The organism is Rhizobium sp. PRIMUS64, from assembly GCF_023006465.1.
GTDB classification, from domain to species: Bacteria; Pseudomonadota; Alphaproteobacteria; order Rhizobiales; family Rhizobiaceae; genus Rhizobium; species Rhizobium leguminosarum.
Genome location: NZ_JALBGX010000036.1, coordinates 20,806 through 43,189, shown reverse-complemented (window position 1 = coordinate 43,189; position 22,384 = coordinate 20,806). Strand labels below are relative to the sequence as shown.

The window sequence follows — 22,384 nt, the reverse complement described above, 5'->3', positions numbered from 1 at the left end:
GCAGGCCTCAGACAGGGGACAAGCATGAACCTGCTGCCCCAGGCCCGCAAGCACTAAACAAGCGGCGGATCTGGGGACAGCTTCGGCAGCTCGAGAACGGCGATCTTGGCGTCATGAGCGTTCACGAACGAATGGACTTACCGTGCGGCGGCTGCTGGATCGCATGGCTTGCTTTTGGGGTGTCGATATCCGCCGTCACTGCGGATGGGCGTCGGCGAGCCTTGCAACCCGGCAGTCAAAGAGCACCGGCCGGTCCACGTTGATCATCTCCTCGATCCTGGCATCGAGTTCGCGAGGGCTCTCGCAACGAAGGCCGATGGCACCATAGGCTTCAGCGAGCTTGGTGAAATCGGGCAGCGAGGCCGAATAAGCGCGCGATCGACCATTGCCATCCGGCACTTGACCCCATTCTCGCGCCATGCCCGGATGCTCATCGCTCAAGATGAAGATCTTGATCGGCGCTTGATGCTGTATCGCCGTCGACAGCTCTTTCATCGTCGTTTGCACCGACGCGTCGCCCGCAATGTCGATGACAAGGCGGCCGGGATTTGCGAGCTGCGCCCCCAGGGCGGCAGGAAGACCGAAGCCCATAGTCCCCAATCCCCCTGAGGTAATCCAGCGATTAGGTTTGTCGAACCCGAAGAACTGCGCCACCCACATCTGCTGACCGATCTCCGTGGCGATGATGGGGTCGTGTGGCTTTGTCAGCGCATGCAGACGCTCCAGGGCGTGTTGCGGCATGATTGTATGGTCCAGCCGCTCGTAGGAAAACGAATGGCGGGCTCGCCAATGGTCGATCTGTGTCCACCACGCCCGCAGCCGCTTCTGGTCGGGGACAGAGGAAAGTGACCGCCAGGCATGGAGCATATCCGCCAGCACGTGCGCGGCGTCGCCTTGAATGCCGATATCGACGGGAACGCGTTTGTTGATCGACGAGGCATCGATATCGATGTGGATTTTCTTCGAGTGAGGCGAAAACTCATGGATGCGCGAGGTCGCAAGGTCGTCAAAGCGCGCGCCGATGGCGATCATCAGGTCGCAATCGCCAATTGCCATATTGGCTTCATGCGAGCCGTCCTGTCCGGCGACGCGTAGCCAGTTCCTCCCGGTGGCGGGATAGGCTCCAAGCCCCAAGATGGTGGACGTTATGGGAAAGCCGGTGAGGTCGACGAGCTCACGCAACAATCGTGACGCCTCCGGCCCCGAGTTGATGACGCCGCCGCCGGCATAGATGATAGGTCGTCGGGCTTCGGCCATCAATGCGACAGCCGCCCGGATCGCGTTCTGATCGCCTTGCATTGCGGGCTGGTAGCTGGGCAGGGGAGATACCTTGTCAGGTGAGACGTAGGTCCCGCTGGCGAAGAGCACGTCCTTCGGCATGTCGACGAGAACAGGGCCGGGTCGACCGGCCGCCGCGATCCGGAAAGCCAGATGGATCGTTTTGGCCAGATCGTCGATGTGTTGGACCGGGAAATTGTGCTTTGTGCAGGGACGGGTGATGCCGACCGTATCGCATTCCTGAAAGGCGTCCGTGCCGATCAGGCTTGTCGGCACCTGACCGGAGAGGCAGACGATCGGAATGGAATCCATAAGCGCATCCTGCAGCGCCGTAACCGAATTTGTGACCCCTGGTCCCGATGTCACCAGCATGACGCCGACCTTTCCCGTCGAGCGGGCATAGCCTTCGGCTGCGTGTCAGGCGCCTTGCTCATGGCGCACCAGGAAATGTTTAATATCCTCCTGTTGGAAGATTTCGTCATAGATCGGCAGCACCGCTGCGCCGGGGTAACCGAAAATGTGTTCGACACCGTTGTCGCGCAGCGCTTGCATAACGATCTCGCCACCGTTCATGAGACGATCAGAAGGGGTATTGAGGGAAGAGTTGGCTTTCTCGCCGGTCATATCTGGGTTCCGTCGTGAGTGAGGTGATAGGTGCGACGGGGCATAAAAAAAGGCCCCGTCAGGGACCTGTTTTCGGCGCATGGGTGGCTATTGCCGGACGATCAGACCGTCCTGCCCATGCGCGATATCACCACTACGAGAACCATTGCGATTTTCATGGGCGATAGAGCTAGCTCCAAATCTACACGTCGTCAACGTCGTCTCTGCGCAGAGTGTGTCTGTGGTTGAGAATGTTTGAGATCAGTGGTTCGGTCAGTGACAAAGCAAGGGCAGGGGGCAACCCGTTCGCAACCTATCGACCAAAGGCAAACTCTCCCGTTCTATCGTCCGCGAAGCGACTTCGACCACTTCCTCCAATGCGCGCCGGTCAGGGGTTCCGTGCCAGCCGGCGGCGTTCGGTCCCGGCGCGAACCCAAATCCTATGGCGAGGTATATGCGCCATCGAGGATTTGCCGCGCCTCGGCCCGCGGCGCGGCTACGGAGTGACGATTAACCAGCGAGCATTCGAGCTTCGCAATCGGATAGCGCTTGCCGGGCGTACTTTCCGGGTTGAGATGTTCGATCGCCCATTGCCCCATGGCAAGATGTGGAAGGACCGAAGTCGTCAGCGGGGGTACGAGATGTCGTGAAATTTCTTCGTCGTCATAACCCACCACCGACATGTCCTGGGGAATGCGAAGCCCTGCATCCTTGAGCGCTTCGTAGCACCCGATGGCGGTGCGGTCGTTCTGGCAGAAGATCGCGGTGGGCGGCTCTTTCAAAGCAAGCAGTTTCATCGTGGAGGCATAGCCGGCACTGGCCGACCAGTCGCCTTCAATGACCAATTCCGGATCGAAGGGTATATCGGCGGTCGCCAGCGCGCGGCGATATCCCGTCAGCCGGTCCTGCGCAGCCTGCATCCAGATTTCGCCGGTGATCGTCGCGATACGATGGTGTCCATGCATGATCAGATGTCGCGTGGAGCTCTGCCCTCCCGCGATCTCGCTCGGCACCACGGCGGGAAAAGCATGGTCCGCCGTATAACAGTTCAGCAGGACCGTCGGGATGTTAAGCTTGCGGACATAGGAAGGAAGCTCCACCTGGCGGGTATAGATTGTCATATATATGAGCGCCGATATGCCTCCGCTCGTCAACGCCTCGATTGCTTTCGGCTCCATGACGGGATCACTGAGCGTCTGGGTTACCAAAAGGACATTGCCGGCGTTCCAGGAGGCTTGCCGCGCGCCTTCGATCGCAACGATCGCTTCCGGGCTGGTGGCGAGCTGATCCACGGCGAAACCGATGACGTTGTCCAGTCCCGAATAGGAGGCCTTCGTCGTATAGGTCTTCTCCATGTAGCCGAGCGCGCGCGCCGCCTCCCATACGCGGTCGCGCGTCTGCTGTGAGATACGGGTGCCGGGCGTGTCGTTGAGGACGAAGGAGACGGCCGCCTGCGAGCAGCCAGCCGCCGCGGCGATGTCCATCATCGTCACGCGCGCAGGCTTATTTTGGGTCTTGGGTTTTCGCATTCGTGGAAACTGTCTCTCTCGGGATAATAGGGTCGGGTGGATTGATCGTCGTTTCGGCTAATTAATATTAGCATCTATCTGAAAGCGCTGGCAATTGCATGAATTGTTGCAACACTATCAGTTATTGGCCATTGCCAGTACAAAATAGCCATCCTGGCCACTGCGTGATGAAATGTTTTGATCTGCATTGATAATACTATTTACTAATTAAATTTCTTGTATACCGTCAGGGAGCGATCGGAACCTATGCCACTCGTCGCTTGGCGACGGCCCTAGGAGGGGGCGCGCATCCGGCCGGCCGTAAATCGGAAACGGGCCCGTGCAACTGCGGCCCCTCGGGAGGTGTATTATGAAACAGCTGAAACGCAATGCAGCCTTGTTCTTCGCCGGGTTGATGCTGAGCGCGGCGCCGATTGCCGTATCGCATGCTGCCGACAAACCGACACTTGCATTCGTCGTCAACGGCGCATCCGACTTCTGGAAAGCCGCAGAAGCGGGCGTGAAGAAGGCGCAGGGCGAGATGCCTGACTACCAGATGGAGCTGAAGTACCCTGAGCAGGCATCTGTCGCCGTTCAGCAACGACTTATGGAAGACTTGGTCAGTGCCGGCGTCAAGGGGGTCATGGTCTCCGCGGTCGATCCCAAGACCCAGACGGATGGCTTGAACAAGATCGGCTCGCAGACTGCTCTCTTCACGACCGATAGTGACGCGCCGCAGACCAACCGCGTTGCCTATATCGGCTCGTCCAATATCGACGCCGGCTTGCAAGCGGCCGAAATCGCCAAGAAGGCGATGCCGGACGGCGGCAAGTGCATCGGCTTCGTCGGCCTGCTCGGCGCCGACAATGCCAAAGAACGCATCCAGGGCATGAAGGACGGCTTGAAGGGCACGAAGATCGAGCTGACAGATGTACGCGGCGACGATATCGACCAGACGCGCGCAAAGAAGAACGTCGAGGACGCGCTGGTGGCCAGCCCCGACGTCACCTGCATGGTCGGCTTCTACTCCTACAATACGCCGCGCATCTATGAGGCGCTGCGCGACGCCGGCAAACTCGGCCAGATCACCGTCGTCGGCTTCGATGACGATCCGATCACGCTCGGCGGCGTCAAGGAAGGCACGATCGCAGCGACCGTCGTGCAGCAGCCGTTCGAGTGGGCCTATCAGGGCATGAAGCTGATGGCGGCCTACCTCAAGGGCGACAAATCAGGCGTTCCCAGCAACGGCTTGATCATCATCCCGACGGTGATCATCGGCAAGGATGACGTCGACAAGTATGCCGCTAGCCTGAAGGCCATGTCTGGAAAATAATCCTCCTTCGCGGCGGTGGCACTTGCCGCTGCCGCGAAAGACGTCTCATGCCGACACAGCCATTGGCAGCCATGGACAGGCGATGAACCACAGCTCCGACATCCCGTCACCGGACGCGCTTGCAACGCCATTCCTGTCGCTTTCCGGCGTTGGCAAGACCTATCCGGGCGTCGTTGCGCTTGAGGGCCTGTCGATCGACATCATGCCAGGAGAGGTCATCGGCCTCGTCGGCGAGAACGGGGCTGGAAAATCGACGCTGATGAAGATTCTCGGCGGCGTGATCGCCCCCGACCGAGGCACGATCCTGCTCGACGGCACGGAGCTTCGTTTCCTCACTGTAGAATCGAGCATCGCATCCGGCATTGCCTTCGTGCACCAAGAACTCAATCTCTTTGAGAATCTCGACGTTGCCGCCAATATCTTCCTGGGCCGCGAACCGCTGAAGGCGGGACCTTTCAAGCTCGTCGATCGCGATCGACTGCGAGACATGGTGAAGCCGCTCTTGAAGCGGGTAGGGGCTCATTTTTCCGCCGATACACCCGTGGCATCGCTTTCCCTTGCCGAGCAGCAGATGGTGGAAATCGCCAAGGCGCTGTCCATCAACGCCAGGCTCGTCATCTTCGACGAACCCACGTCCAGCCTGCCGCTGGCCGAGACCGAGCGGCTCCTGAGCATTATCAAATCGCTGAAAGCGGATGGCATCAGCGTAATTTTCATCTCGCATCGCCTCCACGAGGTTGAGCGCGTCGCAGACCGCGTCGTAGTCCTGCGCGACGGCACGCTCGTCGGCACGCTCGCCAAGAAAGACATCGGCCACGACCAGATGGTCAAGCTGATGATCGGCCGGGTGCTTGCGGCCCGGACCGCAAAACCGCAGCGCTCGCCCGGCTCGGTGGCGCTGAAGGCAAGCGGCGTGCGCACCGAGGCCTATCCCGGGCGTCCCGTTGATCTGGAAATCCAGTATGGAGAAATCATGGGGCTTGCAGGGCTCGTTGGGTCGGGCCGCACCGAGCTTGCAAAAGTACTCTTCGGCATCGACCGGAGCTACGGCGGAGCCATTCTTCAGGACGGGCGGCAAATTGCGATCGGGTCTGCCCGGGACGCCGTCGCTCGGGGCATTTTCCTGGTGCCGGAGGATCGCAAGCGCAACGGCATTCTTCTTGATTTCCCGATCGCCCAGAACATAACCCTTGCCGATCTCCCCAAGCTCTCCAGCCGTTTCATGCTCTCCGCTGAGCAGGAGAAGGCGGCGGCCGAAAAACAGCGCGTTCGCCTCGGTATCAAGGCGCCCTCCGTTTCGACGCGAACCGGCACTCTATCCGGTGGCAACCAGCAGAAGGTAGTGCTTGCCAAATGGTTGTCGATGAGCCCGAGGGTGATGATCTTCGACGAGCCGACGCGCGGCATCGATATCGGCGCGAAGAACGAGATCTACGGCCTGATGCGAGCGCTTGCCGATGCCGGAGTGGCGATCCTGATGATCTCCAGCGACATGGAAGAGGTGATCGGCGTTTCTGACCGCATCGCCGTCATGCACGAGGGCCAGATCGCCGGCATATTGGAAGAGGACGAAATCAGCCAGGAAAGCGTCCTTTTGCTTGCTGTCGGCAAACGGGTAAAATAGCGGCTGCGGCCAATATAAATAAGTATCGGGGATGGATCTCGAATGATCAAAAAAGATCTCGGACTGCTGCTTTTGATCGTCGTCGTCGGCATCGTCGTCGCCATCATCAATCCGCGCTTCCTGCTACCGATCAACCTGGCCAACACCGCCAACCTGATCGGCCTGTTCGGCATCCTGTCGATTGGCCAAGCCTTTGTCATCATTACCGGCGGTATCGAGCTTTCCGTGGGCTCGCTCGTCGCGCTTCTCGGCGTGCTGTTCGTCGATTTCATCGCGGTCCAGGATATGTCCTGGATGCTGGCGCTGCCGCTCATTCTCGTGCTTGGCGCGGTCATAGGCGCCGTCCACGGCTGGCTGATCACCCGGCTCAACCTGCAGCCCTTCGTCGTCACCCTCTGCGGCCTCCTGATTTATCGTGGGGCAGCGCGCTTCTATACGGCCGACGGAACGGCGGGCTTTGCTTTCGGCCAGAATTTCCCAGACCTCGAATTCCTCACCGCTGGGCGGTTTTACGGCGTTCCCAACACTTTCATCGCACTCGTCATCATTGCCGTGGTCATGTGGGTCATGCTGCATCGCTCTGTCTTCGGGCGTTATCTTTACGCAATCGGCAAGAACGAGGAGGCGGCCCGCTATTCTGGTATCCGTACCGGCCGCATGGTCATGTCGGCCTATGTCATCTGCGGGCTGCTAACGGCGCTTTCGGCAATTTATTTCGCCATGTACACACGCTCGATCTCGCCGGCGAGCCATGGCCAGTTCTACGAACTCTACGCGATTGCCGCTGCCGTACTAGGCGGCTTTTCGCTCCGCGGCGGCGAGGGATCGATCGTCGGCGTCGTGCTGGGGACGGTCCTGCTCCAAGAGTTGCAGAATCTCGTGAATCTACTTGGTATCCCTTCGTCGTTGAATTTCGCTGTCATGGGTGGCGTGATCCTCATCGGCGTTCTGATCGACCAACAATGGCACGCGATCCGCGCAAAGCGCCGCCTTGTCTCTGCCGCCCGGCAGACCGATACCCGTCATTCCAACGAAGGCAGTTTGCCAGTGGTTGCCAATCAGGACTAGGTCAGTGGATGGGAGCGGCCACGCGTATCGTGACCAGCGAGCGATCTTGCGGCGTTCATCCAGGTCGATATGGGAGTAGGTGTGTCTCATTGCGCTTTCCTTGCGAGCGATAACCCATTGGCATCTTTCGCAAGTCGCGCTTGGAAATAGAATGTACCCGGCTACACACATATATCGCATAAGATAGATTATGGAACAGAAAGATGCCATTTGATTACAATGGCATACCTTCGTCATCCATCTCACAGGTCCACTCTTTTAAAATCGGCCTGCTCGAATTTGCGTCTTGACGATCCAGCACATCGACGAGTTCACCGGCGAACGTGCCCACATGGAACAACTGATCCCAGCCGACAAACTCTTTCGAAACCCGTGTCTCGGACGACGCGCTTGGCCGCAACGTCCGGGTCAGAGAGTTGCCTTGACGGCATTCGACGGAAAGCTCGCCTGTCCGCCCGCCGTTGCTATTCCTCAAGTGTCGAGATGACTTTCGATGGTCTTTGCAGCTCCGTTGCGGCAGCAGAAGCCGCGGCATCGGCGGGACCGCCGGAAACATGAACGGTCGGCGTTGCAAATTGGATGCCCTTTTCCGCGAATGTCTTCTTGAGCATGGCGAGAGCCTTTCGGCGAACGCCGAACTGTTCGCCGGGTTTCGTCATGAACTTCAGCCGAATCTGCACACCGTAGTCCGCCATCTGCTCAATCCCTTGCATTTTCAAGGGCTCGATGATGTTGGGCCCGAGTTCGGCGTCCTCCAGAAGCTCAACGCCGATGCGCTTGATGGTCTTGCGGACCTCCTCAAGATCGCTGTCATAGTTCAGGGTGAGCGTAATGATGTCGATGACCCAGTCGCGGCTGAGGTTTTGCACCGCGCCCAGTTCGCCGAAGGGAACGATGGTGACCGGACCGCGATGGTGGCGCAAGCGGATCGATCGCAGCGAGAAACCTTCGACCGTTCCTTTATATTTTGCCGCCTGGATGTATTCGCCGATGCGAAAAGCATCGTCGAACAGATAGAAGACGCCGGAGATGATGTCTTTGACGAGTGTTTGGGCGCCGAAGCCGACGGCTATGCCGACGACACCGGCGCCCGCCAGCAGCGGTCCGATCTGAATGCCGATGGCATCCAGGATCATCAGGAAGCCGACAGCGCCGATCGCCAGGAACAGTACATTGCGAAGAATGGGCAGGAGGGTATTCAACCGTTGACGCCGGCGTGCATCGGGTCCTTCCTGATGCCCTTCCTGCACGCTTCGCGACGCCACCGCCATCTGACTGTCGATCAGCGTGCTTGCGAGCTTCCAGATAACGTCGGTCACCAGCAGCACGATAACGATGCGGATTCCGGCGCGGATCAAGCGCGTGGTCACCGTTTCGGCTGCGGCGAGGTCACTGAGATTGACATTCCACGCGCGGGCAATGAGCAGCGCGGCGACCACAATGAGGCCATTCCGCAGCGTTTGCATGATGACAACAGACCATCCGACGATGGCCGGATCCTCGACCGCCTGCCCCTCCCCGGATTGAATAATGCGACGAATGATATCATGAGCCACTGAAACGGTAAGCGGCAGAAGCGTAATGATGATCACTGTCCAGAATGCCCCGCGCAGCCCGGATACCCATAACAGCCACGATAGCAAGATGCTCGCGCTGAAGCCGACACAGACCAGCCGGCTCACGGGCGGCCCGTCAGAACGAAAGTGCCGCAGCCAGATCATGACGATCAAAGCGATTGAAACGACCACAAGCCATGCCGCGGTAAAGAGGTCGGCCAAGATCGGTGAAGCCCCGATCGTCCCGATCACTTCAATGGTTGCCCAGCCAGCCGCCAGCACTGCGACGATTCCGAGGAGCCAGTAGTACCAGAACCAGGCAAGCGAGGTGACAAGCGTCAGAAGCCGCATATGCGGCAGACGGGCGCCTGGCGCGATGACAATGCGGCCCACAAGCACGCCAAGGCGCACCATGAGCGCGGCCGATAGCAAGATGAGCGCGATATCGCGAAACACGGCAGGCCATGGAAAGAGGATAAACGCGCCGAGACTTCCGATCAGGTAACCGACCAACGCGAGAAGACCCATTGAAAGCCGGGCGGCGTGGAGCTTGATGCGTTGCCGAACGGTGTCGGCAGGCGCGTTCAGCACAAAATGGAGCAGCCCTCGCCCTGACCACCAGGCAAGGCGCTGCGCAACGAACCCGCCTGCGACGAAGAGTATGACCGCCAAGATCAGGCCGACAGGTTCGATACGATCATCCGTTTGGAAGACCCGGATCGCCGACTGGATCTGCCCGGGAAGGGTCGGAACGGCATCGACGAGTGTCAGCAACCTCTGGCGCAAATCCTGCAGTGACGTGGCAATCGAAGTCGGTGCCGCCTCTTGCGAGACTGCCACCGGCTGCGCCGGTTCCTGATTGCCGGGAACGATCCGGCCGACCAGCGCTCGTCCGGAATCATCATTCGGCAATTCGATAATAACCCGGATCGGCGCCGAGGAATTGGTCGGCTCAGCCGCCGAGGCGGGGTTTGCGCTCGCCAGCAGAAGCGTTGAAAATACCACCGCCACGAATGCACACACTCTGCGGAGGGGATGACGGTCGTCGATGATGCGCATATGGCCGTGGTCCCCGCGATGGTGTCGTCGCTTTTGCCGGATTGGTCGAAACTTCGGACTTTGTGAAGCGTTGCACGACCAACGTCAATCGACGAACCGGTCTCGGGGACGCTGACTGCGAACCAAAGGCCAGGCGGCGTTAAGACCGCAAGCTTCTGAAGGCCTCCCTGATCTCCTGACTGAAGAGTTCCGGCTCCTCCCAGGCAGCAAAGTGACCACCCTTGGAGGCGCGATTGTAGTAGATGAGCTTCGGATAAGCCTTCGACAGCCAATGCCTTGGCGGCTTGTAGACCTCGCCGGGGAACACCGTGACGGCGACCGGTACTTTGACGGCCGTGAGCTTGGCGCCCGACATGACGTTTTCCCAATAGATCCGACCACTTGAAGGGCCGGTGTTCGTCAGCCAATACAGTGTGATGTTGTCAAGGATGGCATCCTTGCCAAGAACCTGTTCGGGATCGCCGCGTGTATACACCCAGTCGGCGATCTTGTCGTAAAGCCAGGCGGCGAGGCCGACTGGAGAATCCGCAATCCCGTAGCCGACCGTCTCCGGCCGTGTGCTCATGATCGCTGCGTAGCCGAAGCCGTTGTTGAGGAAGTCCCGGGCCTCGTCGAAGACGACCTTCTCATCCTGAGACAGGCTATCGGGAGCCGGCCCTCCATTTTTAAGAGCCTGCGCTGCGTCCGCTGGGAAAGTCGTCGCACGCTCGACCCTGTTGACGTGGATCGCTAGTAGCCCATCGGGCGCCTGGCGACCCAGGGCGTCGCTGATGATCGCGCCCCAGTCGCCGCCTTGCGAGACATAGCGGTCATAGCCAAGCCGCTTCATCAGCACGTCCCAGGCAGCCGCGATCAGTTGAGGGTTCCAACCTGTTGCTGGCGGTTTCCCGGAAAAGCCGAATCCTGGAATCGAAGGGATCACCAGATGGAAGGCATCATCAGCCCTGCCGCCATGCGCCGTCGGATCCGTGAGCGGCCCGATGACGTCAAGCAGCTCGAAGACCGAACCCGGCCAGCCGTGGGTCATGATCAGCGGCAGCGCGTTTTCATGATGGGAGCGGACATGGATGAAATGGATGTCCAGTCCATCGATATTGGTAAGAAACTGCGGAAAGCTGTTCAGCCTGTTCTCTGCCTTCCGCCAGTCATAAGACGACTGCCAGTAACGCGCCAGTTCCTTCAGCCTGTCCGGCTGGACGCCCTGCGAACGATCCATCACGGTTTCGCCGTCGGGCCAGCGGGTCTCGGTGAGACGCCGCCTGAGGTCTGTAAGCGCCGCCTCGGAGACCTCAACCTTGAACGGTCGGATCTCTCCGGATGCGGCGACGACGACATCTGCAGCGGCGGACGTGCGTGGGAGGAGAGCGGCGGATATGCCGGCCGCGGCAACCCCCAACAACAGCGAGCGTCGCGATATATCCCTGTGTTTCAAAGAGTTCGGCAGTGCCATGGCACGTGTCCTTTCATGACATCGAGGGTCTTCCTGGGGCGGGAGGGGAAACGATGGCCCTGCCCCGCTTCAATGCCGAAAACGTCAGGTCTCGTCAGCTCCGGAACGAAAGATCAGAAACTTGTTGCCTTCCGGATCGCGAAAATATGCGCAGTAAGGACCCGTGCCATTCTCGCCACGTGGGCCAGGCGCTCCTTCGTCCGAGCCACCCGCCGCCAATGCCGTTGCATGGGCTTCGTCGACCTTTGAGCGGGACGGAGCTTCGAAAGCAATCATTCCACCGTTGCCGACGGTGGCAGGGCGGCCATCGAACGGCTTGATGATGCCGAATTCGAGCGTGCGATGACCGTAGTAGATGGCTCGGTTGGGCTGGACGAGGACTCGTCCGATCCCGAACACGGCCAGAAGCTTGTCGTAGAATACCGACGCGGCATCCAGATCATTCGTGCCGACAGTGGCGTGGCCCGGGAGGCTGCGGACCTTGTTGGGGGCGGCCGCAACTTGTCTGCTTTGGGAAATGTCGTTCATATCAGTTCTTCCTTATATTGTCGCGGCCGACGCTCTGCCTTCCGCACGCAAACGCCAACGAGCTGTCTCAAATCGGCGGCTGGTGGATATTTGGGCGGGTCGATGGCCGGCCGGCACCTCGCCAAAGTGAGAGGCACCCTCTCGTTCAGATGTCAGCCTTGGGCTGCCGGGTTTCAGCGTGCCGCCGTCGAGAGGGTTCCTCTCACTTTCTCCGGCTACCGCGGGCTGACGCCGTGCTCAATTATTTGTGGCGACAGCCGGCTTTTGGGCTTTGGCTGACCGCCGTTCAGAAAGGACATCCTATGTCTAAGGACAAAACCGTAAATGCTGCATCGGCCGCAGCAACTCTCTCTTCCCAGGCGGCTGGAGCCTTCACTTCCGCGTCCAGAGAGGCCGCGCAAGACGCCGTCGACTTCATCGAGATCGATGAGGTCCTCACGCTGAGGAGGATGATTGTCCGCGCCCCCGCGCCAAAAGGCACGGTGCTTTTGCTGCATGGGTTTCCGGAAACGCTGACGGTGTGGAACGTCATCGCGACAACCCTTGCTCACGACTACGACGTCCATGCCTTCGATTGGCCGGGCTACGGGCAGTCGTCGCGCCCGGCTTCGGAACGGTTTTCCTATGCGCCGATGGCGTACGCCCAGGTGTTGAAGGCCTATATCGAACGGGCAGGCATCGATCGGTCGAAGCTCGTGATCTACGCCACTGACATCGGTGCCCTCCCCGTCCTGCTGCTTGCTCTCGACGAGCCGACGATCGCCAGGCAGATCATCGTCGGAGACTTCGCGCCGTTCGACCGGCCGCACTACATGTGGGAGAACCTGCAGAACCTTAAAGCCGAGCCGACCGCCTCGCCGACCCGTGCCTACATGAACAAGACGAGCGACGAGATCCTCCAGAACGTGCACAGGCGCGGCCTATCTCCCGCTGAACAATTCGATCTGCCGGCTGACGTCCAGCGGGACATGACCCGTTCGTGGAGCCTTGACGGGATGACTTCAGCGGATGCCTTCGCCCACTACTACGCGAATTTCACCGGCGATCAGCATTATCTCGAGGCCAACCTCACCCGGCTGAAGACGCCCGTGAAGGTGATCTGGGGCGAGAAGGACATCTACATCGCAAGGGAGATGGGCATCGAGTTCGCCGGCAAAATCGGTGCAAAAGTCGATATCCTCTCAGGTATCGGCCACTTTCCGCATCTTCAGAACTCGAAACAAACGGTTGAAGAGATCAACACATCATTCAGATAATGTTTGATTATTTTCGTTTTTAGATAGCGCGCAAGTGAGGCAATGCCCAGTCGACGAAAGCCCGTACCTTCAAGGCGAGAAGCCCCTGGCGGGCGTAGACGATATGAATAGGCTGCGGCGCGCCGTCGAAATTGCGGAGGATGGGAACGAGCGCGCCAGACGCCAGCTCGTCGGGAACCTGATAATCGAACAGCCGCGCGATCCCCGCCCCGCCGACGGCCGCCGCAACACAGTTCGCCGCCGTATTCACCTCCAGCCGGTTGCGGGGCACCGCCTCAAGCGGCGTGCCGTCGACGTCGAAGGTCCAGAAGAATGTCCGCTTGTTGAAGATGATCCCGTCGCGATCGATGAGATCGCCGGGACGCTCCGGCATGCCATGCCGCTCGAGATAGGCAGGACTCGCACAGGTCATCAAGCGGAATTCCCCGACCTTGGCGGCATGGAGCGAACTGTCGGCGAGGTTGCCGAGACGGATCGCGATATCCACCTGCTCGGACACGAGATCGACCGTGCGGTCGAGCGACAGCAGGTTCAGCGATACCTCGGGATATTTGTCCATGAAGCTCAGAGCAACGGGCAGCACGTAGCGGCTCCCGTATTCGATCGGCATCGTGATCGTCAGCACGCCTCTGGGCGTCTGGTATTCCCCGGACGCCCTTCGTTCGGCCTCCTCCAGATCCGCCATGATCTTTCGGGCGGCGTCGACATAGTCACGCCCGGCATCGGTGAGCTGAAGATTGCGGCTGGTGCGGACGATCAGGTTCGCCCCAAGATGTCGTTCAAGGTCCGCCACCTTGCGACTGACGCTGGGTAAGGGCGCGTTCAGCTTCCTGCTGCCGGCAGAGATGCTTCCGGCATCGACGACGGCCAGCAATATGCGCATCGCTTCTAGACGATCCATCGGACACCGCCAGTAAGATATCGCTTCTGTTCAGCCCAGCTTAAGGGTTGGCTTTAGAACAAGATGATTTTAGGCCGGGTCGGCCTAAAATCTGAATCCTGTTCTACATTATATAGTTAGAGCATGATGTCGTCCGAAAACCGCTCACACTTTTCGGCATCATGCTCTAGTCAAGCAGCTTCCGTATGGCCATGATCCCTTTTGCAGCATCCGACCAGGATTGACGCCAAATCAACACGCCGACGCTGAGGATGGTCGCAACAGCGAAGGGGATTGGCCCGATGAACCAGAAGGCGGCTGCAACGGTGAAGTAGTAAGATCGGACACCGACGCTGAAGGATCGAAGAGCAGGGTTCAAAACCAGGGTCAGGGCGTTTGTCCAGCTGGCGATGTCCCGGTCTTCATCGCGGGATGGGCTCGCCCCGATCGCCGCCAGGCAGTAGTTGATCTGCCGGACCGCCCAGATGAAATCGGATAGTCCCCGCAGCAGTGTGGCCATGACCAACAAGACCTTGCACTGGAAAAACCACGCGGGGTCCTGAGCCGCAAACATCGCAATCAGGCCACCCGATCCATAGTTCGGCTCCATGAACAACGCGCCGCTCAGCCCGACGATGACGATGAGATTGGCGGATCCGAAGAAGGATGCCGAATTGATCGTGTGTCCCAGGATCGCGGCGTCGCCGATGAAGTTGTTGTCTCGCGTCAGGACCTCCCGCATCCAGGCCGCGCGAACGCGCACCATATCAACGGAAAGGCTATCGTTCCTCCTCGGCCACCCTGCTGCCATCAAAGGCTCGACCGCCACCCAGACGAGAATGAAGAAAGCGATCGCCGCGACGTTCAGAAAATCCATGGTGCCCCCGAACTGAATCTGGATTTTCTGAACACTACTTCGAGCTAACGGCAGCTCCAAGCGTCTATCGCCGCCCCTTCAGATCGACACGCCTATATAATGGCGTTGCATGGTCCGTCGCGGACTGCCGCGAGGTAACGGGACATCGTCGCAGCCCGAAGCCGAATGTGCTCGACCGCCTGTTGCGGTGTCACGGCCAGGAAACCGACATGGTCGCGTGGGCGCAGTTGGACGAAAGCGTCCAGATCCGAATCCACCACCGTTGCGATCTTGGGATAGCCTCCGGTCGTCTGGTGGTCGGCCAGCAGAATGGTGGCGACGCCGTCTCCGGCCACCTGCACCGAGCCCCGCACAATCGCTTCCGATGGCATGTCCAACGCGACGCTTGGCGCAAGCGACGGACCTTGGAGGCGTACGCCCATGCGATCATAGGCGTCGCTCAGGCGGAAGGGCGACGATAGGAAATTCGATAAGGTTTCTTTCGAGAAGAACCGATCCTGTGGACCAACCACCACACGCAGCTCGGATCGCGGTCTTGCGATGACCGGACATGTGATCGGACCATTTCGATCATCTCGCACTTCCGGATCGGCGAGAGTGAGCGTTTGACCGGCCGCAAGGCGCCCGCCGCCGAGGCCGGAGAGACTGTGAGTCGACATGCTGCCCAGCCAGGTCTTCGCCTCGATATGACCGGCGAAGGCCAGATAGGTCCAGCTTCCCCAGTGTCCCGGACGGATTGCCAGCCGTTCCCCGGCCTTCAAGGTGGCGACCATCCACGCGCCGCGCTTGTCGCCGGCATGCTCTATGATGAAGCCTCCTCCCGCGACGGCGAATGTAACCTCTCCCGACACGCAGTCGAGAACCAGGCCGCCCATGGAGACTTCGATTGCCGGCTGGCCAGCAGGATTGCCGACGGCGGCGTTGGCGGCTGCAAACGAGGTCCTGTCCATCGGACCGGAGGCCGGAACGCCATACCGCATCAATCCGTGACGTCCTCCGTCCTGGACCGCGACGTGAGGACCCGCGAAGTCGATTGCAAGGACGGCTTCGCTCATTCGGGGCACCTCGCGTCGAATTCGGCTCTCGATATGCGGCGGAAACGCACCGCGTCGCCGACGTCGAAAAGGAACGGACGGTCGTCAGACGCGGCGTCGAGGATCTTCGTCGGCGAGCGGCCGATGATCCACCAGCCGGTCGGCATGGTGAGCGTGCTCACCAGGCACTGCGGCCCCGCGATCAGCACGCTTCCGGCAGCTATGCCGCGAATGGGCGCCGGCTTCCTCGGCTGTTGAATGGCTTCGGGCACGCCTGCAAGATATGCATATCCCGGAGCGAAGCCGTACAAGAAGACGCTGTAGTCGCCCGAGAGATGGGCGGATATAACGTCTTCCGGCGATAATCCGCTTGCCTCCGCGACGGCGGCAAGGTCGGGCGCAAGATCAGGATCGTAGCAGACTTCGACTTCGCGCATCGCTCCAATCGTCGCTGGAACCTCAGCTCCCAGACGCTCGGCAATGGCCGCCTCCGTCGTGCGGTGATCGGCCACGAGCGGATCGAAGCATACGAGAATGCTGGCATAGGCCGGTACAGCTTCGACGAATCCTTGAAAGGGTGCCGCCTTCAAGGCGGCATCCAACTTGACGACCCGATCGTGGATCCGCTTATCGATGGTCGCGCCGAATTCGACGAGCACCGCGTGGCCGCCCACCGGACGGTAGTTCGGACCCGTGCCGGACGCTGCGAACGGGGTCTGTGACACGTCAGTCGGCGCCTTCGATCAGAATGAAATCCGCATCCGCGGCTCGCGCGCAGGTCCCGTAGGCATCCGGCTCGGTAACCCGGGCAATAAGATAGCCTTTGGCCATCACCTGTTTTCCTGTGTCGGTTGGAGGAATGGAGCCACCTCGATGCCTGCCTTTTGCAATTCCCTTCGCACGTGGACGGCCATGGCGAGCGCTCCTGGGCTGTCCCCGTGAACGCAGATCGAGTGCGCATCGAGAGGGATCGGAACGCCGTCGACCGTCGGCATGAGGCCGCTGGAGAGGTACCCGATCAATCTCGATGCCGCCTGTGCTGGATCATCGATCATCGCTCCTGGCAAGTTGCGCGGAACGAGCCGACCCGTGGAGAGGTAGCCGCGGTCGGCAAAAATCTCGCTGAAGACGGTCATGCCAGCATCGCGGGCCGCATGTTCCAGCTCCGTCCCGGAGATCGCCAGTACGGCAAGTTCCGGCGAAACCGCTCGGGTTGCACGGATGATCGCGTCAGCGACCGGCCGTTCGTCGGCCGCCCAATTGGCGAGTGCGCCGTGCGGTTTGATGTAACGGATGCGGGCGCCCGCCAGAGCCGCAGCGCCCATCAGCGCCCCTGTCTGCGTCGCCACAAGCTGCTCCACTTCCCGGACGCTCAAGGGGATCAGGCGTCGTCCGAAGCCCTCGCGATCTGCAAAGCCCGGGTGGGCCCCGGCGACGACGCCCCGTTGGCTTGCGAGCGCCAGCGTCTCCACCATGGTCGCCGGATCTCCGGCATGGCCGCCACATGCGATGTTCGCACTGGTGACGACGTCAAGGATCGCCTTGTCGTCGCCCATGCGCCAAGGTCCAAACGCCTCCCCGAGATCAGAATTGAGATCGATTTTCGTCATGATTTCCCTCAACCCTTCGCGCCGGTCTTGTCAGCTTCGTCGCATTCTGGAACGTCGAAGCCGAGGTGGAGCACACCTTCGCCGTACGCGTCAAGAAAACGACGCTGCTGGCTGCGCGTGGCGAGCTTGTGTGGCGGTCACGGGCCGACTTTCGCGCGGAGCTTCGGTGGCAAGCTTACCACTCATTCGGCACAGATCGAACCCATCAAGCGTAGGTTCCTGCCAAGCGAGGAATCCTTAAATCGATTCCGATTTGAGGAATTATGCAGTAAGATCGGCGGAGAAATGGTCGAGCACGTCGTATTCTCTGAAGAGCCGGGGTGACGTGATCGACCGGCAGCATTGGCGCGCAGACTGGGGATGCGGAATGAACCTTGTCGACAGAGCTTTCGGAGCGTCCGAATTTTCGGATGCCGAAGAGCCTGGGATTTTCACCTGGGAGTTGGCGACCGACAAGGTTTATGCGGATTCGGCGCTGGCAAACCTCTTTGGGCTTGATCCGGAACAGACCCTCACAGGGCTGCCGGTCATACGATACCTCGACCGAATTCACCCTGACGACAAGCCATCTGTGGCCAAGGCGATTTCCGAATCGGTGATCACAGGAAATCCGTATCGCTGTGACTATCGGGTGTTTGATCGAAGCGGGCAAATAGTAGCCGTGGCTGCCTTAGGTCGCTGCTTCAGGGATGAAGACGGAAACCCGTCGCAATATGCGGGCATCGTATTTCCGACGAATGATCACGTCCAGCAGGACGAATTGTCTGCTCACTGCAGTGCGGCACTGAAAATCGCGCGGTCATCCGGCCTGCAGGCGACGGCCGATGCGCTTGAAGCGATTCTCAAAGAGCTTGCCAAGCCGATGCCTTCAGACGTCGCGCAGGTTCATTGATTCCTTCCCAAGTGCTAGTTGTCGCATCAGATTTTTGGCGATTGCGATGGTCTGTGCGAGCCCTTGATACTTGACACCCGCAGAGGACGCTCTTCTCCGGGCAGTGATCGATGTTTCGGTCATCAGCAACGCGCCGCGCGCACCGCAGTCAGTGGCAAAGGACAGTGGGCATTTCGAGGCGGGTCAACAGGGACCGTGTAACCCCTCCCAAGATGAATTCGCGTAGCCTCGAATGGCCGTATGCGCCGGCGACGAGCAAATCTGCCTTGCGTTCCAGGGCTGCGCCTTGAATGACGTTAGCTGGCGAGTCTCCCTTCGCTTGCACGGCGGCGACATCGACGGCAAGACCAGCCTTGCGGAGCGCCGTCGCAAGGTGATCTCGGCTGCCCTCGTCAATCTGCTTATCATCGGTGATGGAAATCAGGACGATACGCGAAACCCGTTCCAGCAAGAACCTGGCACCCGCCAGTGTCCGCGCGACAGTGGCTCCTCCATCCCAGGCGACGGCAACAGCATCGATCCGGCCGGAGAAATTATCCGGGGGAAAAAGCAGGAGCGGTCTACCGCTTTCAAACAGCACGCTCTCGATCAGCGGCTTCATCAGCTCAGATGCTTCCAAAATAGAAAGATCATATGCGCGCGACAGCTCGGCAAGCGTTTGTGCGACAAACGGCTGCCTCACATCGAATGGCTGGATCTCGACCTCGACCTCGGCTTTTTTCGCATAATCACGGAGCGTCTGCCCGAGAACGGTTCCATTGTCTTTACTCAAGCGCTCCGCCTCCGCACGCATGTTGGCGACGTCAAGGAGTGATGGAAATCGCGGCTGAACGGGTTCGATCCTGACCAGCGGTATACTTGCCGTCAAACCGGCCTTTTGGTGAAGGGAAAAATCGACAGCATTCTGAAGGAGCGAGAAGGAGCTTGCGTCTGGATAGGTGGCCAGCGGTAAATGGAATTGCGCTTTCATGGCTGAAGTCCTCCGAATGCTTGCAGGTATCATTACATATGGGGGGTCTCTCGCGCTTTGACGAAGATCAAGGTCGCGAAACCGCGAAAGCGCGAGCGTGATAATGAACGTCCTCAACCGGAAGGAAGCGGAATTCGTTGGGCGAAGCGGCAAAGATCTATGCTAAGCGATGAAGTGCGATGCGCGATTGAATATCAGCACTTCGCAGAGCAGCTTGTGGATGAACAGCAATGGCATATACGGCGCAGCTGCCTTCGATGAATCGGCCGGCGCGCCTGGACCCATCGGATGATGACATCATTGGTGACGACAGAAGCATTCCAGCGCCTCAGTCTGGCGCTTGCAATCGGCATTCTTGTCGGCATTGAGCGCGGCTGGCAGGATCGTGAGGCTGCGCCAGGCAAAAGAGTTGCCGGTATCCGCACCTATGGCCTGTCAAGTTTCCTTGGCGGCTTCTGCGGTTTCCTGCAGCCGGTGACAGGGCCGATTCTGCCGACAGCTATCTTTATATTCTTTTGCATCACGGTACTCCTCTTCAGCCGCATGCAGGCGGCACAAGAAGAGGATTACAGCGCCACCGGCACCATCGCCGCCCTGGCGGTCTTTGCGCTCGGCTTTGGTGCGGTCGTGGCGGATATGACGGTAACGGCCGCAAGCGCTGTGGCAATAACGGCCCTTCTTGCAGCGCGGGAGCCGTTGCATGGATTTCTTCGCCGATTGACCTGGCTTGAACTCAGGGCCGCTCTGATCCTGCTGACGATGACCATCGTCATCCTCCCTATCCTTCCCAACGAACCGATTGATCCTTGGCAGACAATCAATCCTTTCGAGCTTTGGATGATGACAATCCTGGTGGGAGCCGTTTCCTTTGCCGGTTATATCCTCATCAGGCTGAGCGGCGCCCGCGCCGGAATACTGCTGACCGGGACCAGCGGTGGCATTGTTTCCTCGACGGCCTTGACGCTTTCCTTCGCCCGTCAGTCGAAAGAGATGCCTGCCCTCTCGCCACTCCTCTCAGCGGGAGCAATGCTGGCGGGAGCCGTTTCTCTCGCCCGCGTGCTTTTAATTTGCGGCGTCATTGCACCAGCTGTTTTCAGGGAGCTTGCTCCATTACTCGCTCCGGCTGCTGCCACCCTTGCCATAGCAGGCGGCTTTGCTGCATTGCTGCAACGCCCGGATGACAGCACCGATTTTTCACCTCGAAACCCGCTCGAGGTGATGGTCGTGCTGCGCTTCGCACTCGTACTCGCCGTCGTGACAGTCCTGACGCGAATGACCTTGATCGTCTTTGGAACTCAGTCGCTGATCGCCCTTTCATTCATCACAGGACTGGGCGATCTCGATGCGATAACGCTTGCCGTTGCGAAACTGTCATCCATCCAGGTGCCTGCAGATGCGGCCGCTCGAGCCATCGCGGTCGCCGCTTTCGCCAATCTTCTGGCGAAAGCCGTTCTTGCAGCAAGTATGGGGACCATCGCCTATGCGGTTCGTTTTGCGATCGCAGGTGGTGTCGCGACCTTGGCCGGAATTGCCGGCTTGGTTTTGACATGAGCCCTTGTTCGCATGTCGATCACCGGCTCCAATGACGTTCGTCCAACCAATCGGTGCCTGGGGACACCATCAACGATCGTCACCGCGGTCTCACCTCAGAGAGATGACCGGCAAATCCCGCAAGCAGCACGCCGAGCGGAAGACGTCGTACCAGTCTGGCCGCAATGAAGGTTGCGCCGATCGCCGCGGCAAGTTTCAGCCAGGGATAGTCGCCGAGCTGGACATGGGCGCTTGCATCGACCGATGTGGCCTTGGCTTTCAGCGCCGCTTCCGCATCCTCGCGCAGCATGCCTATGCGGGCATTCAGCAGCCTGACCTCATGCTGCAGAGCGTTCAGGCTCTCGTCGGCCTTTTCACGCGCGGTTTGCTCAGCGGCATCGGCAAAGGGCGGATCGCCTTCTGCGATCAGTTCGTCGGGATCTGGCGGAAGGCCGTGGCGGTTGATGGATGATTGCATGGACGTATCCTCGAATAGGTGAGCGAGAGGCAATAAGGCCCGGCATTGCGGCCGGGCCTCATAATATCAGTGGTCGCGCCGGAAACCCTGGCTCTGGTGAGATCCGCCTTGCGATTGGGTCTGCGATTGGCGATTGGTTTCGTCCGATGACGGGGTGTCGGGGTCGGGCAAGGTATAGGCACGCACCTTGGCGCTTCCATGCGTGGTGTTGCGCATTGCAACCGGGCGCGCATCGTCGAACGCGCTCTCGGACACAGCGAGATCTTCCGACGATTTGCCGCCAGAGGGTTGGCCGGCAAAGCCGGTATTGGATGCGCCTTGCTGTCTGTCCTCCAACGACCAGAGATCTGCCCGCTCATCCATGTCGATGCTGCCCTCGTCGTCCAGAATATCGTGGACGGTCTCATAAAGCGCGTCATCGATATCATTGACCTGGACGAGGAAGCCGCCTCGCCGCAGCCCTTCTGCGTAGACCGCACGATCCTCGTCGGGGAAAAAGAAGTCTGCCAGCGCGTCGAAGAAGCCGCTGCGGTCGTCGCTCATCGCGCCGGCATTTTTTCCATCCGCCTCATATCCAGGCATCAGCCTTATTCTCGCAACCGGCACGCCCGCATCTTCAAGACGGGAGACGGCGGATTCGGCCTCCGATCGGCTGTCGAAGAATGCAGTAAGGCTGCTGCCGCCTGTCGGTCCTGAAAAGGCCGGGTTGGTATCGTTGTAAATGCTGCCCATGGGACTCTCCTCTCGATGTCTGGCCCAGCCGCCAATCCGAAGTTTGGCGAAGTCTGGTGTCCTGACTTGAAGAACCGGCGGCTGAGTTGAATGTTCCAAGGGAATGGCATGGGAATGA

Annotated in this window: 18 protein-coding genes and 1 pseudogene; 6 read left to right on the top strand and 13 right to left on the bottom strand. The window is 59.7% G+C overall.

The genetic code is table 11. The annotated features are described in order from the left end of the window. Nucleotides 1-195: 195 nt before the first annotated feature. A pseudogene (ilvB, locus tag MOV76_RS16420) lies at nt 196-1,902 on the bottom strand (biosynthetic-type acetolactate synthase large subunit). Between the two features lie 419 nt (nt 1,903-2,321). Next, nucleotides 2,322-3,410, bottom strand: a complete 1,089-nt coding sequence (locus MOV76_RS16415; RefSeq protein ID WP_018242041.1) for a LacI family DNA-binding transcriptional regulator — start codon at nt 3,408-3,410, stop codon at nt 2,322-2,324. Nucleotides 3,411-3,759: 349 nt separating this feature from the next. Between MOV76_RS16415 and MOV76_RS16410 the strand changes: the two genes are divergently transcribed. The 3 genes from MOV76_RS16410 (at nt 3,760) to MOV76_RS16400 (ending at nt 7,414) form a co-directional block, all read left to right on the top strand. Further along, entirely contained in the window at nt 3,760-4,722 is a 963-nt protein-coding gene (locus MOV76_RS16410; RefSeq protein ID WP_018242042.1) for a sugar-binding protein, read from the top strand. Between the two features lie 82 nt (nt 4,723-4,804). After that, nucleotides 4,805-6,346: a sugar ABC transporter ATP-binding protein gene (locus MOV76_RS16405; protein WP_026188391.1), complete on the top strand. Its 1,542-nt coding sequence runs from the start codon at nt 4,805-4,807 to the stop codon at nt 6,344-6,346. A gap of 42 nt (nt 6,347-6,388) precedes the next feature. Further along, nucleotides 6,389-7,414, top strand: a complete 1,026-nt coding sequence (locus tag MOV76_RS16400) for an ABC transporter permease (RefSeq protein ID WP_018242044.1) — start codon at nt 6,389-6,391, stop codon at nt 7,412-7,414. Nucleotides 7,415-7,878: 464 nt separating this feature from the next. Here the strand turns inward: MOV76_RS16400 and MOV76_RS16395 are convergent, their stop codons facing one another. The 3 genes from MOV76_RS16395 to MOV76_RS16385 all read right to left on the bottom strand — a co-directional run bounded on the left by MOV76_RS16395 (nt 7,879) and on the right by MOV76_RS16385 (nt 12,007). After that, nucleotides 7,879-10,029, bottom strand: a complete 2,151-nt coding sequence (locus MOV76_RS16395; protein ID WP_047622889.1) for a mechanosensitive ion channel domain-containing protein — start codon at nt 10,027-10,029, stop codon at nt 7,879-7,881. Nucleotides 10,030-10,168: 139 nt separating this feature from the next. After that, nucleotides 10,169-11,479 (bottom strand): epoxide hydrolase family protein, encoded by a 1,311-nt coding sequence (locus tag MOV76_RS16390; protein ID WP_130716413.1) that lies wholly within the window; start codon nt 11,477-11,479, stop codon nt 10,169-10,171. 84 nt (nt 11,480-11,563) lie between these two features. Then, a complete protein-coding gene (locus tag MOV76_RS16385) occupies nt 11,564-12,007 on the bottom strand; it encodes a VOC family protein (RefSeq protein WP_018242047.1) in 444 nt (147 codons plus the stop codon). A 302-nt stretch (nt 12,008-12,309) separates the two neighbouring features. Between MOV76_RS16385 and MOV76_RS16380 the strand changes: the two genes are divergently transcribed. Then, nucleotides 12,310-13,263, top strand: a complete 954-nt coding sequence (locus tag MOV76_RS16380; RefSeq protein ID WP_047622887.1) for an alpha/beta fold hydrolase — start codon at nt 12,310-12,312, stop codon at nt 13,261-13,263. A gap of 19 nt (nt 13,264-13,282) precedes the next feature. On the opposite strand, the gene MOV76_RS16375 is transcribed toward MOV76_RS16380, so the two are convergent. The 5 genes from MOV76_RS16375 to MOV76_RS16355 all read right to left on the bottom strand — a co-directional run bounded on the left by MOV76_RS16375 (nt 13,283) and on the right by MOV76_RS16355 (nt 17,664). Next, complete coding sequence (locus tag MOV76_RS16375) at nt 13,283-14,164, bottom strand: LysR family transcriptional regulator (protein WP_018242049.1); 882 nt, start codon at nt 14,162-14,164, stop codon at nt 13,283-13,285. A gap of 166 nt (nt 14,165-14,330) precedes the next feature. Next, nucleotides 14,331-15,020: a DUF599 domain-containing protein gene (locus tag MOV76_RS16370; RefSeq protein ID WP_247264894.1), complete on the bottom strand. Its 690-nt coding sequence runs from the start codon at nt 15,018-15,020 to the stop codon at nt 14,331-14,333. 92 nt (nt 15,021-15,112) lie between these two features. After that, nucleotides 15,113-16,084, bottom strand: coding sequence for a biotin-dependent carboxyltransferase family protein (locus MOV76_RS16365; RefSeq protein ID WP_026230517.1), 972 nt, complete (start codon nt 16,082-16,084; stop codon nt 15,113-15,115). Continuing rightward, the gene (locus MOV76_RS16360) at nt 16,072-16,779 is read right to left on the bottom strand and encodes an allophanate hydrolase subunit 1 (RefSeq protein ID WP_026188393.1); all 708 of its coding nucleotides are present in this window, start codon (nt 16,777-16,779) and stop codon (nt 16,072-16,074) included. Before MOV76_RS16360 ends, MOV76_RS16365 begins: the two co-directional genes overlap by 13 nt. Nucleotides 16,780-16,884: 105 nt before the next feature. Further along, nucleotides 16,885-17,664 (bottom strand): LamB/YcsF family protein, encoded by a 780-nt coding sequence (locus tag MOV76_RS16355; protein WP_018242054.1) that lies wholly within the window; start codon nt 17,662-17,664, stop codon nt 16,885-16,887. Between the two features lie 367 nt (nt 17,665-18,031). Between MOV76_RS16355 and MOV76_RS16350 the strand changes: the two genes are divergently transcribed. Then, complete coding sequence (locus MOV76_RS16350; RefSeq protein WP_018242055.1) at nt 18,032-18,556, top strand: PAS domain-containing protein; 525 nt, start codon at nt 18,032-18,034, stop codon at nt 18,554-18,556. Between the two features lie 148 nt (nt 18,557-18,704). Here the strand turns inward: MOV76_RS16350 and MOV76_RS16345 are convergent, their stop codons facing one another. Further along, nucleotides 18,705-19,526 (bottom strand): universal stress protein, encoded by an 822-nt coding sequence (locus MOV76_RS16345; protein ID WP_018445309.1) that lies wholly within the window; start codon nt 19,524-19,526, stop codon nt 18,705-18,707. Nucleotides 19,527-19,814: 288 nt separating this feature from the next. Between MOV76_RS16345 and MOV76_RS16340 the strand changes: the two genes are divergently transcribed. Then, a complete protein-coding gene (locus tag MOV76_RS16340; RefSeq protein WP_028733714.1) occupies nt 19,815-21,077 on the top strand; it encodes a DUF4010 domain-containing protein in 1,263 nt (420 codons plus the stop codon). 79 nt (nt 21,078-21,156) lie between these two features. Here the strand turns inward: MOV76_RS16340 and MOV76_RS16335 are convergent, their stop codons facing one another. Both MOV76_RS16335 and MOV76_RS16330 read right to left on the bottom strand, forming a co-directional pair. Next, nucleotides 21,157-21,534, bottom strand: a complete 378-nt coding sequence (locus MOV76_RS16335; RefSeq protein ID WP_018445307.1) for a hypothetical protein — start codon at nt 21,532-21,534, stop codon at nt 21,157-21,159. Between the two features lie 66 nt (nt 21,535-21,600). After that, nucleotides 21,601-22,266, bottom strand: coding sequence for a hypothetical protein (locus MOV76_RS16330; protein ID WP_247264889.1), 666 nt, complete (start codon nt 22,264-22,266; stop codon nt 21,601-21,603). Nucleotides 22,267-22,384 lie beyond the last annotated feature (118 nt).

What these genes read in the sequence shown, in the direction of transcription:
- MOV76_RS16355 (WP_018242054.1), bottom strand. Translation starts at nt 17,664, where the DNA reads ATGACGAAAATCGATCTCAATTCTGATCTCGGGGAGGCGTTTGGACCT.
- MOV76_RS16330 (WP_247264889.1), bottom strand. Translation starts at nt 22,266, where the DNA reads ATGGGCAGCATTTACAACGATACCAACCCGGCCTTTTCAGGACCGACA.
- MOV76_RS16375 (WP_018242049.1), bottom strand. Translation starts at nt 14,164, where the DNA reads ATGGATCGTCTAGAAGCGATGCGCATATTGCTGGCCGTCGTCGATGCC.
- MOV76_RS16380 (WP_047622887.1), top strand. Translation starts at nt 12,310, where the DNA reads ATGTCTAAGGACAAAACCGTAAATGCTGCATCGGCCGCAGCAACTCTC.
- MOV76_RS16405 (WP_026188391.1), top strand. Translation starts at nt 4,805, where the DNA reads ATGAACCACAGCTCCGACATCCCGTCACCGGACGCGCTTGCAACGCCA.
- MOV76_RS16390 (WP_130716413.1), bottom strand. Translation starts at nt 11,479, where the DNA reads ATGGCACTGCCGAACTCTTTGAAACACAGGGATATATCGCGACGCTCG.
- MOV76_RS16385 (WP_018242047.1), bottom strand. Translation starts at nt 12,007, where the DNA reads ATGAACGACATTTCCCAAAGCAGACAAGTTGCGGCCGCCCCCAACAAG.
- MOV76_RS16415 (WP_018242041.1), bottom strand. Translation starts at nt 3,410, where the DNA reads ATGCGAAAACCCAAGACCCAAAATAAGCCTGCGCGCGTGACGATGATG.
- MOV76_RS16370 (WP_247264894.1), bottom strand. Translation starts at nt 15,020, where the DNA reads ATGGATTTTCTGAACGTCGCGGCGATCGCTTTCTTCATTCTCGTCTGG.
- MOV76_RS16340 (WP_028733714.1), top strand. Translation starts at nt 19,815, where the DNA reads ATGATGACATCATTGGTGACGACAGAAGCATTCCAGCGCCTCAGTCTG.
- MOV76_RS16335 (WP_018445307.1), bottom strand. Translation starts at nt 21,534, where the DNA reads ATGCAATCATCCATCAACCGCCACGGCCTTCCGCCAGATCCCGACGAA.
- MOV76_RS16410 (WP_018242042.1), top strand. Translation starts at nt 3,760, where the DNA reads ATGAAACAGCTGAAACGCAATGCAGCCTTGTTCTTCGCCGGGTTGATG.
- MOV76_RS16345 (WP_018445309.1), bottom strand. Translation starts at nt 19,526, where the DNA reads ATGAAAGCGCAATTCCATTTACCGCTGGCCACCTATCCAGACGCAAGC.
- MOV76_RS16350 (WP_018242055.1), top strand. Translation starts at nt 18,032, where the DNA reads ATGAACCTTGTCGACAGAGCTTTCGGAGCGTCCGAATTTTCGGATGCC.
- MOV76_RS16400 (WP_018242044.1), top strand. Translation starts at nt 6,389, where the DNA reads ATGATCAAAAAAGATCTCGGACTGCTGCTTTTGATCGTCGTCGTCGGC.
- MOV76_RS16395 (WP_047622889.1), bottom strand. Translation starts at nt 10,029, where the DNA reads ATGCGCATCATCGACGACCGTCATCCCCTCCGCAGAGTGTGTGCATTC.